The organism is Hydrogenophaga soli, from assembly GCF_054777695.1.
On record NZ_BAAHAK010000003.1, the window covers coordinates 344,285 to 358,754 of the forward strand.

Consider the following 14,470-nt stretch of genomic DNA (forward strand, 5'->3'; position numbering starts at 1 on the left):
GACCCCCACCATGAGCACCCATTTCGAAGTCACCCTGCCCAGCGGGGCCACCTGGACACCCACCTTCGTCTCGTCGCTCGACCAGGAAAAATGCATTGGCTGTGGCCGCTGCTACAAGGTCTGCCCCCGCGGCGTGCTGGAACTGATGGGCGTGAACGAAGACGGCGAATTCATTCACGTGGACGAAGACGACGATGACGACGACGAATACGAGCGCAAGGTCATGACCCTGGCCCACCAGGAGTTGTGCATCGGCTGCACCGCCTGTTCCCGCATCTGCCCCAAAAAGTGCTACACCCACGCCGCAGCCCCGGCCTGAACCTGCCGCGCACCGGGGCCGACCTGTCCCGTGCGCTGCTGGCCTGCGCCCGCCACCCCACCGACCCCGCCACCCAGGCCCTGGCCGGGGTGCTCAGCACCCGCTTCGAGCGCCACGGCCTGCACCAGTTGCCCCTGCCCGGGCGCGATGTCGCCCACACCCAAGCCCTGCTGGCCCGCTGGTTCCCCGGGGCAGGCGCCGTGCTGGGACTGGACTGGGAGGCCCTGGCCGCAGCCCCCAGCACCGAAGCCCGCGCCGACGAGATTGACGACCTGGTGGCCCTGCTGACCGCCCACACCCGCCCGGCCACCAGCAGCCCCATTCACACGCCCCATGCGACCCACGCCCACGCCGAAGACCTGGCCTGGGCGCTGGCCTTCGCCTGCCTGGAGCCCAACCACCTGTGGCAGGACCTGCACCTGCCCTCCCGCGCCGAACTCAGCCAGTTGATGCACGACTGGTTCCCCACGCTGGCGGCGCGCAACGTGGCCCACATGAAGTGGAAGAAATTCCTCTACAAACAGCTGTGCGAGCGGGAAAACCTGTTCATCTGCAAGTCGCCCAGCTGCCAGACCTGTTCCGACCACCCCCTGTGCTTCGGGCCGGAAACCGCCCAAACCACGCCGTGGACCGCCACCTCGCACCATGACCGCTGAACCGCCCCTCGGCCCCGAAGCGCTGTGCCGCGACCTCAAGTCCGCCTTCCGCCACACCCTGCGCACCGCGGGCGACCCCACACCCGTGCTGGTGCAGGCCTGGGACAGTTTTGAGGGCAACGTGGCCATCCAGGCCGAAGGCCAGGCCCCCATTGCCTGCCGCAAGGGCTGCCCCAGCTGCTGCACCCTGCGGGTCAGCGCCAGCACGCCCGAGGTGCTGGTGATCGCCCACTACCTGCGAACCACCCACGCCGCCTGGCAAGCGCACGGCATCGACCTGATTGCCGCCCTGCGCCAGGCCGACACCACCACCCGCGGCCTGGACGAAGCCCAGCGCGTGGCCCAGCGCACGCGCTGCCCGTTCATCCTCGACGGGGTGTGCGCCATCCACCGCGTGCGCCCGCTGGCCTGCCGGGGCCATGCCTCCCACGACCGCAGCGCCTGCGAATCCGCCGCGGCGGGCCAGCGCGTCAGCATCCCCTTCTCGGGGCCGCACCGGGCGGTGAGGCTGGTGGTGCAGTCGGCCTTGTTGGCGGCGCTGCGGGCCGAGGGACTGGCCTGGGGCTCGCACGAGCTCAACCACGCCACGGTGCTGGCCCTGGACCAAGCCGAGGCCGCCCCACGCTGGCTGCAGGGTGAAGACCCCCTGTCGGCATCGGCCATCGATGACGAACAACGCCCCGCCATGGCACAGTGGCTGAACGCGCTGTGATCGCTTTCCATCCAACATGCCCATTTACGAATACGCCTGTGCCGCTTGCGGCCACGAGTTTGAAGCCCTGGTCCGCTCGGACACCGTGCCCGAGTGCCCGCAATGCCACGCCACCACCTTGAACAAGCTGTTGTCGGTGCCCGCCAAACCCAGTGACAGCACCGGCCCCATGGCCCTGCCCGCGTCGCCTTGCGGGGGGTGTGCGGCACCGGGTTCGCATGGGGGGTGTCCGTTCAGCGGGGCGGGCTGACGGGCGCGCTCGTCCTCGCGGCGGGGTGGGGCGGGTGGGCTGTGGGGTGGGTGCCTCGCCGGGGTCCGCTTTGCGGACTTCGCTGCGGTGCTCGACCGTGGGGCGGTGTCGCGGAACTCACTGCGTTTTGCCCTGGGCAAAACTCCGTTCAAACAGCCGCGACCAGTCAGAGGTGGAAGGTGCGCTGGCGCGCACCCCGCCCCACGGTCTGTGCGCCTCGCCCCCGGCGAAGGCCCCCACCCCACAGCCCACCCACCCCACCCCGCTGAAGTGCTGTTGGTTCACCACCAGGGGCAAACCCAGGGCTTGGCCGCGTGGTGCACGCCACTACGCTTTTGATAGCTTCTTGCGCTTTCATATAAAGCGCCAGAGGCACTTTTTGCTTGAGATGTCCCACGCAACCCACGGGTGGCCCCAGGGGGCGGGAGCGCGGGGCCCGGCGGTGGGGCGTGGGGGCTCACATGCGCAGCCGAGAAGCGCAGGGGGGCGGGAGGCACGCGCAGCGTGCTTCGTCATCTGACTCGTCGCGGTTGTTTGAACAGAGCTTTGCGCAGCAAAGCGGCGTGAGTTCCGCGACGCTCCCGCCACCCGAGCATCACAGGGAACCCCGCCCACCGGGCGGGGCAAGCATTCAAGCCCCCAAGCCCCACCGCCGAGCCCCGCGCTCCCGCCCCCTGGGGCCGCCCGACCCCCTACCTGCCCACTGCGCGACACCCACCCCTTGCCAGCCCGCTCCGCCGCGGCATGATGCCGCCATGACCCCACCCACCCGCACCTGCTTCACCCTGGACGACGCCCGCGCCGACAACCACCACGTGGCCCACCTGGTGCTGAACCGTCCCGATGCCCTCAACACCATGCACCCCACCTTCTGGCGCGAGCTGGACGAGGTGCTCACCCACCTGCACCGCGCGGGCCAGGCGCGGGCGCTGGTCATCAGCAGCACGGGCAAACACTTCAGTGCGGGCATGGCGCTGGAGACGTTTTCCGGTGCCGTTCAGATGGGCGACGACCGTGCCGAAGGCCGCGCCGCCATCTTCGACCTGCTGACCGACATGCAGGCCACCTTCTCCCAGCTGGAGGCCCTGCGCATCCCGGTGATCTGCGCCATCCAGGGCGGCTGCATCGGTGGCGCGGTGGACATGGTCACCGCCGCCTGCATCCGCTACGCGTCGGCCGAGGCGTTCTTCTGCATCCAGGAAATCAACATCGGCATGGTGGCCGACGTGGGCACGCTGCAACGCCTGCCCAAGCTCATGCCGTTGGCGGTGGTGAAGGAGCTGGCCTACACCGGCCGCCGCCTGCCCGCGGCCCAGGCCCAGGCGCACGGGCTGGTGAACCAAGTGTTCGACACCCCCCAGGCCACGCTGGAAGCGGCCTTGCAATGCGCCCGAGAGATTGCCAGCAAGCCGCCCGTGGCCATCTGGGGCACCAAGCAGGCCCTGCACTACGCCCGCGACCACTCGGTGGAAGACAGCCTGCGCCAGATGGGCTGGCTGCAGGGCGCGGTGTGGAGCAACGCCAACGTGCGCGAGTCCATCACCGCCCTGCAGGCCAAGCGGGCCGGGCAGTTCCCGCCGCTGGACCCGCTGCAGCGCTTCACCGAGCTGGGCTGATGCGACACTCCCGCCCATGCACGCCTTTCACAACCCCCTGCACGCCCAGCATGTCGGGCATGAAGAAATGTTCCGCGGCCGCATGGTGCCGTGCCACGAGGTCCCTGACCGCCTGAACTTTGTGCTGGACGAGTGGCAGCGCCGCCCCCAAGGCCCGCTGGCCACCCCGCCGCTGGACGACGCGGCCTTTGACGCCCGCTTGCAGCAGGTGCTGGGCCGCATCCACGCGCCGGACTACCTGGCCTTCCTGGCCGGGGCCTGGGACGAATGGGTGGCCATGGACCCCACCAACGCCCAGCGCGACGCCCTGCCCTCGGTCTGGCCCCTGCCCGCCCGCCACGGCTTTCGAACCGACCGCCTGCCGCAGAACTTTGCCGCCCGCCTGGGGCGCTACGCCTTCGACTCGGGCACCCCACTGATGGCGGGCAGCTGGGCCGCCGCCCGTGCCGGTGCCGCCTGTGCGCTGGCCGCCACCGAATCGGTGTTGTCCCGCACCGGGCAAGAGGCCCAGCCCAGCGCCCTGGCTCTGACCCGCCCACCCGGCCACCACGCGGGGCCGGATTTCATGGGGGGCTATTGCTTCCTCAACAACGCCGCGGTGGCGGCACAGGCGCTGCGCGACGGCGGTGCCCAGCGGGTGGCGGTGCTGGACATCGACTACCACCACGGCAACGGCACACAAACCATCTTCTACGAGCGGGCCGACGTGTTCACCGTGTCCGTGCACGGCGACCCGGCCACCGAATACCCCTTCTTCCTGGGCCATGCCGACGAAACCGGGGCGGGTGAAGGCACGGGCTTCAACCTCAACCTGCCCTTGCCCCGCGGCACCGATTTCGCCACCTGGCGTGCCGCGCTGGCGCAAGCGCTGGAGCGGGTGCGGGCGTTCGACGCCCAGGCGCTGGTGGTGCCCATGGGCCTGGACACCTTTGTGGGCGACCCGATTTCCGGCTTCCGCCTGACCAGCGCCAACTTCGTGGCCGTGGGGCAGGCCCTGGCCAGCCTGGGGCTGCCCACGGTGTTCACCTTCGAGGGCGGCTACGCGGTGGCCGAGGTGGGCGTGAACGCCCTCAACGTGCTGGAAGGTTTCGGCAGCGCCGTCAGGACGCGCTGAACGCGTTCGCGCTGGCCGGGATGGCCTGCTGCGGTGGCGGGCGCACCGGCTCCTGCACCACCACCTGGTTGCGCCCCCCTTCCTTGGCCAGGTACATGGCCCCGTCGGCGCGGGCAAAAAATTCCAGCACCGACTCACCTTCCACATACTGCGTGACCCCGATGGACACGGTGACCGCCCGGTTCAGCTGGCGGTCCCACCCATGGGCCTCCACCTGCTCGCGGATGCGTTCACACACGTTCAAGGCCGGCAGCAGCGGTGACATGGGGAAAATCAGCAGGAATTCTTCGCCGCCATAACGCCCCAGCACTTCTTCGGTGCGGACATTCCGAGCGGCAATGCGACCGAAGTCCCGCAGCACCTGGTCGCCCCCCAGGTGGCCCAGGGTGTCGTTGATGTGTTTGAAGTGGTCGATGTCCAGCACCGCCAGGCACAGGGGGTAACCCAATTCGTCGGCCAACAGCTTCTGCTCTTCCAGCGCGGCCAGCACGTGCTGGCGGTTGAAGCAGCCGGTCAGCGGATCGCGCTGGGCTTCTTCCTGGATGTTCTTCATCTTGCGCCGCGTGCGGTAGAGGCTGCGGTACACGTCCTGCACCCGCCCCATCTGCAAGATGAACAGCGGCAGCGTGACCAGCAGCGCCAGCACATGCATGCCTTGCAGCATGACCAGGGCCTGGTTGCCCGATTTCAGGTACTCCACCCCGGCCAACACCGCATACGCCAGCAGAAACACCGCCGTGACTTGCAGCAAGGGCCGACGGCTGGCCGTGAAAATGCCTTGGGTCAACGCCAGAAAGGCGAAGGGACCCATCAGGATCTGGGTGATCGGCGCCAGGTGGCAACCCAGCAGCATGACGGCGAGCATGCAGCCCACCATGGGGGCACCCAGCAACCGGTCTTGCACCGACGCAGCGCTGTAGCTGGCCACCAGCATCAATCCCCCACACACCCCCAGCACCGCCAGTGCGATGGCGCCCCAGGTGACCAGGCTCATGAGCCCCAGGCCCCAGAACACCCCCAACGCCCCCACGTAGAGCGCCGCCATGCGGGCCAGCGCTTTGAGACGTTTGGCGTCCTTGGACATGGCTTTGCCGCCGGCCACGTCGCCCACCCGGCGACCCACCTGCATGGAGGAGAGCTGCTGAGAGGACTCACCGAAATCGGGGATGCCTTCCGAGGCGGGAAAAGTGTCCAACGCTTCGGCGTTGGTGTTTCGTCCAAAGATCATGGCTGCGCGCTTCATTCACTTGGGCAGCAAATCAGAGCATGACCCCTGTGCACACCTGTGGGCTGAAAAACCCCTCTCTCGACACAGAACCTCGACATGCAACGTCCCCCGCCAGCAGCTGCCCTCGTGTCTGAACCGAAAAGCAGCATCCCACAACGACCAACGATTGCGTATTGTAGGAGTCGGTTTTGCAACACGTCATTCAAACCGGGCATCAGCCACGGCACTTCCGTGCGGACCTCAGCGCCATGTCACCAAACCTTGACTCAGCGCAAGCCCACCCAGAAACACCAAAATACGATAAAACTGATATATTTGCTAAATGCAGAAATCACTTTCAACCTCAATCGCCCCGGCGGAACCCCTGTCCACGCGTCAGGTGGCGCACATGCTGGGGGTCACGGTGCGGACGGTGCAACTGATGGTGGACCGCGGCGACCTGCAAGCGTGGAAGACCCCTGGGGGGCACCGGCGGATCTCGCCCGATTCGGTCCAGGCGTGGATGTCCAGCACCTCCCCCCGGGCCCTGGCCCAACGGCGAGCGCACGACGCACAAAAGCGCGGCTGACCCCACACCCCGCCGGTGACTGCACCCATTTGTTGACCCGCATCAGTGCGCGCTTGCGCCCATCGGGTGTCTGATCGGACTCTGAGGCCGCACAACACCGGAGGCACCATGCGCAACAACCAGCCCGTCACGCAGCAGGAGCACGACTACCCTGCCCATGAAATGCTGGTCTCCAGCACAGACACCAAAGGCCACATCACCCACTGCAACCACGCGTTTGTCGAGGTCAGTGGCTACACCTACGACGAACTCATCGGCCAGCCGCACAACCTGATCCGCCACCCGGACATGCCCGCCGAAGCCTTCCGTGACCTGTGGCGCACCATCGGCAACGGCCACCCCTGGACCGGCCTGGTCAAGAACCGCCGCAAGAACGGCGACCACTACTGGGTGCAGGCCAACGTCACCCCCATCATGGACAACGGCAAACCCACGGGCTACCTGTCGGTGCGCACCAAACCCACGCGCCAGCAGGTCCAGGCGGCCGAAGCCTTGTACGCCCGCATCAACCAGGGGGAATCCGGGCTGGGCCTTCACCGGGGCCACATCCAGCGCAGCGGATGGGCGGGCGCGTGGGATCGGTGGCAGCACAGCTCCGCCGACCTCAGGTTGGGTCTGCTGCTGACGGTGGTGTTGCTGGTGGGCCATGTGCCCAGCCTGATCGGACACGGTCCCTGGGCGGGGGCCTTGGAGTGGGCACTTCAGCTGCTGGGGGCAGTGGCCGTCATGTTCTGGTTTCGCGCCAGCGTGTCCGGGCCTTTGCGCCACGCAGACCAACGCGCCCGCGACGTGGCCGCCTGCAACCTCACCCAAGGCATTCAGGTGGCCGGCCCCGAACCGCTGGCCAGCCTGATGCGCAGCCTGTCGCAAATCCAGGTCAACCTGCGCGCCGTCATCAGCGACGTGCGCACCGAGGTGGACGGCTTTTCACGCTCCGCCCACGACATCGCCAATGCCAGCCAGGACCTGAGCGAGCGCACCGAAACCCAGGCCAGCAGCCTGGAGGAAACGGCGGCGTCCATGGAAGAGATCACGGCCACGGTTCAGCAGACATCGGCCAACGCCCAGGCCATGGCCCACCAGACCCAGCGCAGCACCCAGGTGGCGGCCAGCGGCCAGCGCGCCATCCGCGACGTGGAGAACGCCATGACCGGCATCGAACGCTCTTCGTCCCGCATGAGCGAAATCATTGCCACCATTGAAGGCATTGCGTTCCAGACCAACATCCTGGCCCTCAACGCCGCCGTGGAAGCCGCCCGCGCCGGGGACCAAGGCCGTGGGTTTGCGGTGGTGGCCAGCGAAGTCCGGGGGCTGGCGCAACGCAGCGCCAGCGCGGCCAAGGAAATCAGGGAGCTCATCCAGACCTCGGTCCACCAAGTCAGCGATGGGGTGCGCCAAATGCAAGGGGCCAGCCACACCATCGACGACGTGGTGCACGAGGTGCAGGCCGTCTCGACCCTGGTGGAGGAAATCCAGCACGCGGCCCAGGAACAGTCGGAAGGGCTGTCCCAGATCAACAGCGCAGTGGATCAGCTGGACCATGTGACCCAACAAAACGCCGCCATGGTGGAGCAAACCAACGATGCTGCCCATGCCTTGAGCACGGGCAGCGAAAGCCTGCGCCGTTCGGTGGCAGTGTTCAAGCTGTGAGCCCGAATGTGCGGCCTCATACCCTCCACCTGTACCCATTTCGCAACAAAACCTCAATTCTGCCGAGAGATTCAAAAAAAATGAATGACCTTTAATTTAGATCAAGAAGAATGCGGCACTTCGATGTAGCCGCCCCTTCTTCAGAGCCAGAGCACGGCGCATCGGAGGTTTCAAACAACTGAGGGATGCATCGTTGCGCAACAACCAACCCGTGACTCAGCAGGAGTATGACTACCCTGCCCATGAAATGCTGGTGTCCAGCACGGACACCAAAGGCCACATCACCCACTGCAACCGGGCCTTCATTGAAACCAGCGGCTACACCCAGGCCGAACTCATCGGCCAGCCGCACAACCTGGTTCGCCACCCGGACATGCCCGCCGAGGCCTTCCGCGACCTGTGGCGCACCATCGGCAACGGCCACCCCTGGACTGGCCTGGTCAAGAACCGCCGCAAGAACGGCGACCACTACTGGGTGCAGGCCAACGTCACGCCCATCATCGAAAACGGCAAGCCCACGGGTTACCTGTCGGTGCGCACCAAGCCCACACGCCAGCAGGTCCAGGCGGCCGAGGCCTTGTACGCCCGCATGAACCAAGGCCAGTCAGGCATTGTGCTGCGCCGTGGGCAGGTGCAGCGGCACGGCCTGCCAGGGCTGCTGGACCGCTGGAACCTGCTCCGTGCCGACACCCGGATGGCACTGCTGCTGGTGCTGACCGCGCTGGTGAGCCAGTCCCATCGCCTGATGGCCGCGGGTCCGCTGGCCACCGCGGTGGAGCTGGGCGGTCTGGCGCTGGGGCTGATGGGGGTGATGGCCTGGTTCCGCGCCTCCGTGACCCTGCCGCTGCAGGAGGCCACCCAGGTGGCCCGCAACCTGGCGGCCTGCAACCTCACGCAAGGGGTGACCGTCAGTGGTGCCGAGCCGGTGGCCAGCCTGATGCGCAACCTGAGCCAGATCCAGGTGAACCTGCGCGCCGTCATCAGCGACGTGCGCACCGAGGTGGATGGTTTTTCGTTCGGAGCACACGAGATTGCCGCCGCCAGCCTGGACCTGAGCGAGCGCACCGAATCCCAGGCCAGCAGCCTGCAGGAAACCGCCGCGTCCATGGAACAGATGACGGCCACCGTGCACCACACCTCGGCCAACGCCACCACCATGGCCAACCAGACGCACCACAGCACCGAGGTGGCCGCCAGTGGGCAGCACGCCATCCATGAGGTGGAGGGCGCCATGAAGGCCATTGCCCAGTCGTCCAACCGCATGAGCGAAATCATCGAGGTCATCGAAGGCATTGCCTTCCAGACCAACATCCTGGCCCTCAACGCCGCCGTGGAAGCGGCGCGGGCGGGAGAACATGGGCGCGGGTTTGCGGTGGTGGCGGGAGAGGTGCGAGCCCTGGCGCAGCGCAGCGCGTCTGCAGCCGGGGAAATCCGCGACCTCATCCAGACCTCGGTGCAGCAGGTGGACGGCGGGGTGAAACAAATGCAGGGCGCCAGCCGCACCATCGATGACGTGGTGAAGGAGGTGCGCACCGTGGCCACGCTGGTTGATGAAATCCGCACCGCCGCCGCCGAACAGTCGGAAGGCCTGGCCCAGATCAACATGGCCATTGACCAGCTCGACCAGGTGACGCAGCAAAACGCCGCCATGGTGGAGCAGGCCACGGCCTCGGCTCAGAGCTTGAGCGAAGGCAGCGAATCGCTGCGTCAGTCGGTGTCGTTGTTCAAGCTCTGACCGCCCTCCCAGGCAGCCCACCCGTCGCACAGGCACGGGCACGGGTGCCCGCTGCACCTCACCCCGCGGCACCTCACTGGCGGGCGGTGCGGATGTGCGGGGGCACGGGCTGCGGGTGGCTGGTGCGCCAGGGGCTGATGTCCAGCCCACCCCGGCGGGTGTAGCGGGCGTACACCGTCAGTTTGGTGGGTTTGCAGCGGTTCCAGATGTCCACAAACATGCGTTCCACACACTGCTCGTGGAACTCGTTGTGGTTGCGAAAACTCACGATGTACTGCAACAGCCCGGCCTGGTCGATCTGCGGGCCGCTGTAGCTGATCTGCACGCTGCCCCAGTCGGGCTGGCCGGTCACCAGGCAGTTGCTTTTGAGCAGGTGGCTGGTGAGGGTTTCGGTCACCGGCTGCTCGTCAAACGCCGCGGTCAGCAGCTCGGGCGCGGGGGTGTAGCGGCTGCATTCCACGTCCAGCCGGTCCAGGCTCAGGCCGTCCAGCTCATGGATGGGTTGCTGGTCGAACTGCTCGGGCAGCAGCAGTTGCACCCCCACGCTGGCCATCACGGCAGGGGCGCCGCGCCAGGCGGCTTCGGTGAGGTCGGTGCGCAGGGTGTGGCGCACCGCGTCGGCGTCGGCAAACACGGTGTTGTTGAAGCTGTTGAGGTAGAGCTTGAAGCTCTTGCTCTCGATGATGTGGGGCGTTTCCGCCGGCACCGTGAACAGCGCAATGGCCACCTGCGGCTTGCCCTTGGGGTTGAGCCAACTCAGCTCGTAACCCATCCACAAATCAGCGCCCAGAAACGGCAGGCTGCCGTGGATGCCCACCTCTTCGCGCTTGGGTGCGCGGGGCAGCGGAAACAGCAGGCTGGGGTTGTAGCGGTCGGCGTAGGCACTGGTCTTGCCCAGCTGCGACTGTTCGGGGGTGGGGTGGTTCATGCGAGGCTCAGGCATTGGCCAGGTGCGGCAGGATCAGGTCCAGCCATTGGGGGATGAGGGCAGGCGGCCAGTCGTGCCCCATGCCGGCAATGGCATGGAAACGCGCCCCGGGAATGCGCGGGGCCGTGTCTTCACCACAGGCCATGGGCACCAGCGGATCGGCCGTGCCGTGGATGACCAGCGTGGGGCAGGTGATGCGGGGCAGCAGCGTGTGGCGATCGGTGTCGGCCACCACCGCCAGCGTCTGGCGCACCACACCTTGGGGGTGGTAGCTGCGCAGCACCCCGGCCAGCAGGCGCTCGCGCAGGTGGGCGGCGTCTTGCGGGTAAGCGGGGCTGCCAATCACGCGGAACAGGGCCAGGGTTTGGGCGACGATGTCTTGCGGGTCCAGGCTGGCGGGGCGTTGCAGCATGGCCTTGGACACGGCGGCGGTGGGGCCAGGCAGACCCGGTGCACCGCTGCTGCTCATCACGCTGGTCAGGCTGCGCACGCGCTGCGGCGCGGTGGCGGCCATGCGCTGGGAAATCATGCCGCCCATGCTCACGCCGATCAGGTGGGCGCGGTCCACGCCCAGTGCGTCGAGGATGCCCAGCGCATCCTGCGCCATGTCCTGCAGGGTGTAGGGGTGGGTGGGGGTGAAACCCAGCTTGTGCTTGACGAACTGCCAGGGCATGTTGGGCTGGCCCAGGTCGTCCAGGTGGGACGACAGGCCGATGTCCCGGTTGTCGTATCGCACCACCCGGTGGCCTGCGCGGCGCAAGGCGTCCACAAACGGCTCGGGCCAGGCCACCCATTGCATCCCCAGGCCCATGGTGAGCAGCACGGTGGACGCTTGCCCGGGCGCGGACGGCGTGGGCAGTGGCTCGTCCACCTGCACGTCGAACTGCAAGCCATTTGCTCTTATTTTCATAGCAGACAGTTCAACCAGAAAAAGCGCTGGATGCCATTTTTCCTTAAAGCCATCAGGCGAACTCGCGCTCGCGCATCCACTTGGTGGCCACCCACTTTTCGCCGGCAATGACCGGCGCGCCGCCATGCAAGGTCTGGCTGGAGGGGTGGGCGCGTTCGTAGCTGAAGAACACCGCATGGCCCTTCTGAGGACAGACCTCCAGGCCCGCGTCGGGGAAGGTGGTTCCGCCGCCCTGCTCGGGGTTGTTGAGGTACATGACCAGCGTGCCCACGCGCTGCCCACCCCGCTTGAGGATGGTGGGGGTGCCGGGGGCGGCGGGGTCGAAGTAGTCGTAGTGCGGCTTGTACTCCGCCCCCACCTTGTAGTTGAGCACCTGCACGCCCTCGCCGTTTTCCACCGGCCAGTGGGTCAGGCGGGCGATGCGGGCTTCGATGCGGGTGATCAGCTCGGACTCGCCCCGGCGAAAGAACATGCCGTTGCTGGTGCGGTCGGCGTTGACGGCTTCGCCCCCCGTGTTGTTTTCCACCGTGAGGGAACGGGCCATGCGGGGCCGCGCCAGGGCAATCAGGCCATCGCACTCTTCAGCGCTGAGGAAGTTGCCGAACACCACCACCCGGGGGCGGGCCACCGACAGCAGCACGTCCACCACGCGGTCACCCAGGTCGATCTGGCGGGGTGAGCCGCTGAGGTTGGGCTCCGGAACCCGCTTGTGGGCGCGTGCCATGTGCCGCCCGGCGTCGCTGGGGTGTGGGTCTGCGGCGGCCACCTGTGGCTGGGCGGGCACCTGGGCCACCGCGGCCTGAACCTCGTCCAGCGTCTGGGCCGCCAGCACGGCATCGACGTTCACGCCCTGCTGCTTCAGGTGGTTGGTGAGGGTGGTTTCCAGCGCCAGCAGGGCCACGCTCTCCTGCCAGCCCGCGTCGCGCATGGATTGCAGCACCGATTCGGGACTGCACCCCGCCTGCACTTGGTCAACGATCCACTGGCGCAACTCGGGGGTGATGGTCTGGGCCATGGCTGGGCTCCTGGGCAGGGTGAGGAATAGAAACGGAAACGGTCAGGTGCCGACGCGGTCGCGACGGAACACCAGGGTGTCGGGCGTGGAGAGTGCGGGCTGGTGGGCGTAGCCTTCCAGGTCAAAACCCAGCAGGTCCTCAGGGCGCTGCGCCCGGTGCTGCACGGCGTAACGCACCATCAGCCCCCGGGCCCGCTTGGCCATGAAGCTGATCACCTTGTACTGCCCGCCGCCGCGGTGTTCTTCGAACACACAGTTCACCACCCGGGGTTGCAGCACCTTGCGGTCCACCGACTTGAAGTACTCCTCGCTGGCCAGGTTGATGACCACTGGTGTGGCATCGGCGCGGGCGCGCTCGTTCAGGTACTGCGCAATGCGCTCGCCCCAGAACTGGTACAGGTTCTTGCCCCGCGCCGTCGCCAGCCGGGTGCCCATTTCCAGGCGGTAGGGCTGCATCAGGTCCAGCGGGCGCAGCACGCCGTACAGGCCACTGAGGATGCACAGGTGCGCCTGCGCCCAGGCCAGATCGGCCTCGGGCAGGGTCTTGGCGTCCAGCCCTTCGTACACGTCGCCATTGAAGGCGAGCACCGCCTGCTTGGCGTTGGCCGGGGTGAAGCGGGGTTGCCACGCCTGGTAGCGCCCCACGTTGAGACCGGCCAGCGCATCGCTCAGGCCCATGAGGCTGGCAATGTCCTGCGGGCTCTTTTGCCGCAGCACCTCGATCAGCTCGGCCGCCTGCGGCACGAACAGCGGCTGCGTGTGCGTGGCCGTGACGGGCGGGGTGTCGTAGTCCAGGGCCTTGGCGGGGGAGATCAGGAACAGCATGCGCGGATTTTGTCACGCACCTGCACACCGCCTTTCCGCCATCCACGGGGCTGCTTGAAATTTATATTGCACGCAATTGAATTGCGTATAATTCAGACCATGCCCACCGATGCCACCCCCGCCCTTCGCCTGGAACACCAGCTGTGTTTTGCCGCGTACTCGGCATCCCTGGCCATGACCAAGGCCTACAAGCCGGTGCTGGGTGAACTGGGCTTGACCTACCCCCAGTACCTGGTGCTGCTGGTGTTGTGGGAGCGTGACGACCTGCCCGTGTCCGAGCTGGGCGAACGCCTGTTCCTGGACAGCGGCACCCTCACCCCCCTGCTCAAGCGCATGGAAGCCGCGGGTTGGGTGCAGCGCCAGCGCAGCACCGAAGACGAGCGGCGGGTGCACATCGTCCTCACGCCCGAAGGGCATGCCCTGAAACAAAAAGCCGCCTGCATCCCGGGCCGCATGCTGAAAACCATTGCGTGCAGCGCCAGCGAACTGGTTCGCCTGACCCAGGACCTGCACGCCCTGCGCGACCGCCTGCTGGCAGCACAGGCCAGCCAACCATTTCAACCCACCCACCCAGGAGACGCTTCATGACCCTTGTGGCCAACATCCTCACCGCCTTGATGGCGGCCCTGCACCTGTACATCCTGGTGCTGGAAATGTTCTGGTGGGACACGCCCAAAGGCCACAAGGCCTTCGGCCTCGCGCCCGAATTCGCCAAGGCCACCAAGGTGCTGGCCGCCAACCAGGGCCTGTACAACGGGTTTCTGGCGGCGGGCCTGATCTGGGGCTTGGCCCTGGGCCCGGCGGGCACGGCCATCAAGCTGTTCTTCCTGGGCTGCATCGTGGTGGCCGGTGTGTACGGTGCCGCCACCTCCAGCAAAAAAATCCTGTTCATCCAAGGCATTCCCGGCCTCATCACCCTGGCCGCCGTGCTGCTGGCCTGAGCG

The 14,470-nt window shown here is 67.1% G+C and carries 16 protein-coding genes; 11 read left to right on the forward strand and 5 right to left on the reverse strand.

Going from position 1 to position 14,470, the window contains the following annotated elements; translation table 11 throughout:
- The first annotated feature begins 10 nt into the window (after nt 1-10).
- From fdxB to ACYVB7_RS07475, 6 genes are all read left to right on the forward strand, one after another.
- On the forward strand, nt 11-319 hold the full coding sequence (gene fdxB, locus ACYVB7_RS07450) for a nif-specific ferredoxin III (protein ID WP_460506102.1): 309 nt from the start codon (nt 11-13) through the stop codon (nt 317-319).
- A complete protein-coding gene (locus tag ACYVB7_RS07455; RefSeq protein WP_460506103.1) occupies nt 289-975 on the forward strand; it encodes a nitrogen fixation protein NifQ in 687 nt (228 codons plus the stop codon). The genes fdxB and ACYVB7_RS07455 overlap by 31 nt, the downstream gene beginning before the upstream one ends.
- On the forward strand, nt 965-1,687 hold the full coding sequence (locus ACYVB7_RS07460; protein WP_460506104.1) for a YkgJ family cysteine cluster protein: 723 nt from the start codon (nt 965-967) through the stop codon (nt 1,685-1,687). Before ACYVB7_RS07455 ends, ACYVB7_RS07460 begins: the two co-directional genes overlap by 11 nt.
- Nucleotides 1,688-1,703: 16 nt before the next feature.
- A complete protein-coding gene (locus tag ACYVB7_RS07465; RefSeq protein WP_460506105.1) occupies nt 1,704-1,937 on the forward strand; it encodes an FmdB family zinc ribbon protein in 234 nt (77 codons plus the stop codon).
- 755 nt (nt 1,938-2,692) lie between these two features.
- Nucleotides 2,693-3,553, forward strand: coding sequence for a Clp protease/crotonase-like domain-containing protein (locus ACYVB7_RS07470; protein ID WP_460506106.1), 861 nt, complete (start codon nt 2,693-2,695; stop codon nt 3,551-3,553).
- Nucleotides 3,554-3,569: 16 nt separating this feature from the next.
- The gene (locus tag ACYVB7_RS07475; RefSeq protein ID WP_460506107.1) at nt 3,570-4,667 is read left to right on the forward strand and encodes a histone deacetylase family protein; all 1,098 of its coding nucleotides are present in this window, start codon (nt 3,570-3,572) and stop codon (nt 4,665-4,667) included.
- Here the strand turns inward: ACYVB7_RS07475 and ACYVB7_RS07480 are convergent.
- On the reverse strand, nt 4,654-5,895 hold the full coding sequence (locus ACYVB7_RS07480) for a GGDEF domain-containing protein (protein WP_460506108.1): 1,242 nt from the start codon (nt 5,893-5,895) through the stop codon (nt 4,654-4,656). The genes ACYVB7_RS07475 and ACYVB7_RS07480 overlap by 14 nt on opposite strands.
- Nucleotides 5,896-6,217: 322 nt before the next feature.
- Here ACYVB7_RS07480 and ACYVB7_RS07485 point away from each other — a divergent pair, with 322 nt between their 5' ends.
- From ACYVB7_RS07485 to ACYVB7_RS07495, 3 genes are all read left to right on the forward strand, one after another.
- Nucleotides 6,218-6,463, forward strand: coding sequence for a helix-turn-helix domain-containing protein (locus tag ACYVB7_RS07485; RefSeq protein ID WP_460506109.1), 246 nt, complete (start codon nt 6,218-6,220; stop codon nt 6,461-6,463).
- A gap of 108 nt (nt 6,464-6,571) precedes the next feature.
- Entirely contained in the window at nt 6,572-8,113 is a 1,542-nt protein-coding gene (locus tag ACYVB7_RS07490; protein WP_460506110.1) for a methyl-accepting chemotaxis protein, read from the forward strand.
- A gap of 193 nt (nt 8,114-8,306) precedes the next feature.
- Nucleotides 8,307-9,848, forward strand: coding sequence for a methyl-accepting chemotaxis protein (locus ACYVB7_RS07495; RefSeq protein ID WP_460506111.1), 1,542 nt, complete (start codon nt 8,307-8,309; stop codon nt 9,846-9,848).
- A 73-nt stretch (nt 9,849-9,921) separates the two neighbouring features.
- On the opposite strand, the gene queF is transcribed toward ACYVB7_RS07495, so the two are convergent.
- From queF to yaaA, 4 genes are read right to left on the reverse strand one after another with little or no spacing between them, the layout of a single operon-like run.
- The gene (gene queF, locus ACYVB7_RS07500; RefSeq protein ID WP_460506113.1) at nt 9,922-10,776 is read right to left on the reverse strand and encodes an NADPH-dependent 7-cyano-7-deazaguanine reductase QueF; all 855 of its coding nucleotides are present in this window, start codon (nt 10,774-10,776) and stop codon (nt 9,922-9,924) included.
- Between the two features lie 7 nt (nt 10,777-10,783).
- A complete protein-coding gene (locus tag ACYVB7_RS07505) occupies nt 10,784-11,686 on the reverse strand; it encodes an alpha/beta fold hydrolase (RefSeq protein ID WP_460506114.1) in 903 nt (300 codons plus the stop codon).
- A 52-nt stretch (nt 11,687-11,738) separates the two neighbouring features.
- Nucleotides 11,739-12,701 (reverse strand): prolyl 4-hydroxylase family protein, encoded by a 963-nt coding sequence (locus tag ACYVB7_RS07510; RefSeq protein ID WP_460506115.1) that lies wholly within the window; start codon nt 12,699-12,701, stop codon nt 11,739-11,741.
- 42 nt (nt 12,702-12,743) lie between these two features.
- Nucleotides 12,744-13,526 carry a YaaA family protein gene (gene yaaA / locus ACYVB7_RS07515; RefSeq protein ID WP_460506116.1) on the reverse strand — a complete coding sequence of 261 codons (783 nt, stop codon included), beginning with the start codon at nt 13,524-13,526 and terminating at the stop codon, nt 12,744-12,746.
- 99 nt (nt 13,527-13,625) lie between these two features.
- On the opposite strand from yaaA, the gene ACYVB7_RS07520 reads away from it, so the two are divergent.
- Complete coding sequence (locus ACYVB7_RS07520) at nt 13,626-14,114, forward strand: MarR family winged helix-turn-helix transcriptional regulator (protein WP_460506117.1); 489 nt, start codon at nt 13,626-13,628, stop codon at nt 14,112-14,114.
- Entirely contained in the window at nt 14,111-14,467 is a 357-nt protein-coding gene (locus ACYVB7_RS07525) for a DUF1304 domain-containing protein (RefSeq protein ID WP_460506118.1), read from the forward strand. The genes ACYVB7_RS07520 and ACYVB7_RS07525 overlap by 4 nt, the downstream gene beginning before the upstream one ends.
- The last annotated feature ends 3 nt before the right edge of the window (nt 14,468-14,470 follow it).

Coding starts and splice junctions, on each gene's coding strand:
- fdxB (WP_460506102.1), top strand. CDS start 11: ATGAGCACCCATTTCGAAGTCACCCTGCCCAGCGGGGCCACCTGGACA.
- ACYVB7_RS07460 (WP_460506104.1), top strand. CDS start 965: ATGACCGCTGAACCGCCCCTCGGCCCCGAAGCGCTGTGCCGCGACCTC.
- ACYVB7_RS07465 (WP_460506105.1), top strand. CDS start 1,704: ATGCCCATTTACGAATACGCCTGTGCCGCTTGCGGCCACGAGTTTGAA.
- ACYVB7_RS07470 (WP_460506106.1), top strand. CDS start 2,693: ATGACCCCACCCACCCGCACCTGCTTCACCCTGGACGACGCCCGCGCC.
- ACYVB7_RS07475 (WP_460506107.1), top strand. CDS start 3,570: ATGCACGCCTTTCACAACCCCCTGCACGCCCAGCATGTCGGGCATGAA.
- ACYVB7_RS07480 (WP_460506108.1), bottom strand. CDS start 5,895: ATGATCTTTGGACGAAACACCAACGCCGAAGCGTTGGACACTTTTCCC.
- ACYVB7_RS07485 (WP_460506109.1), top strand. CDS start 6,218: ATGCAGAAATCACTTTCAACCTCAATCGCCCCGGCGGAACCCCTGTCC.
- ACYVB7_RS07490 (WP_460506110.1), top strand. CDS start 6,572: ATGCGCAACAACCAGCCCGTCACGCAGCAGGAGCACGACTACCCTGCC.
- queF (WP_460506113.1), bottom strand. CDS start 10,776: ATGAACCACCCCACCCCCGAACAGTCGCAGCTGGGCAAGACCAGTGCC.
- ACYVB7_RS07505 (WP_460506114.1), bottom strand. CDS start 11,686: ATGAAAATAAGAGCAAATGGCTTGCAGTTCGACGTGCAGGTGGACGAG.
- ACYVB7_RS07510 (WP_460506115.1), bottom strand. CDS start 12,701: ATGGCCCAGACCATCACCCCCGAGTTGCGCCAGTGGATCGTTGACCAA.
- yaaA (WP_460506116.1), bottom strand. CDS start 13,526: ATGCTGTTCCTGATCTCCCCCGCCAAGGCCCTGGACTACGACACCCCG.
- ACYVB7_RS07520 (WP_460506117.1), top strand. CDS start 13,626: ATGCCCACCGATGCCACCCCCGCCCTTCGCCTGGAACACCAGCTGTGT.
- ACYVB7_RS07525 (WP_460506118.1), top strand. CDS start 14,111: ATGACCCTTGTGGCCAACATCCTCACCGCCTTGATGGCGGCCCTGCAC.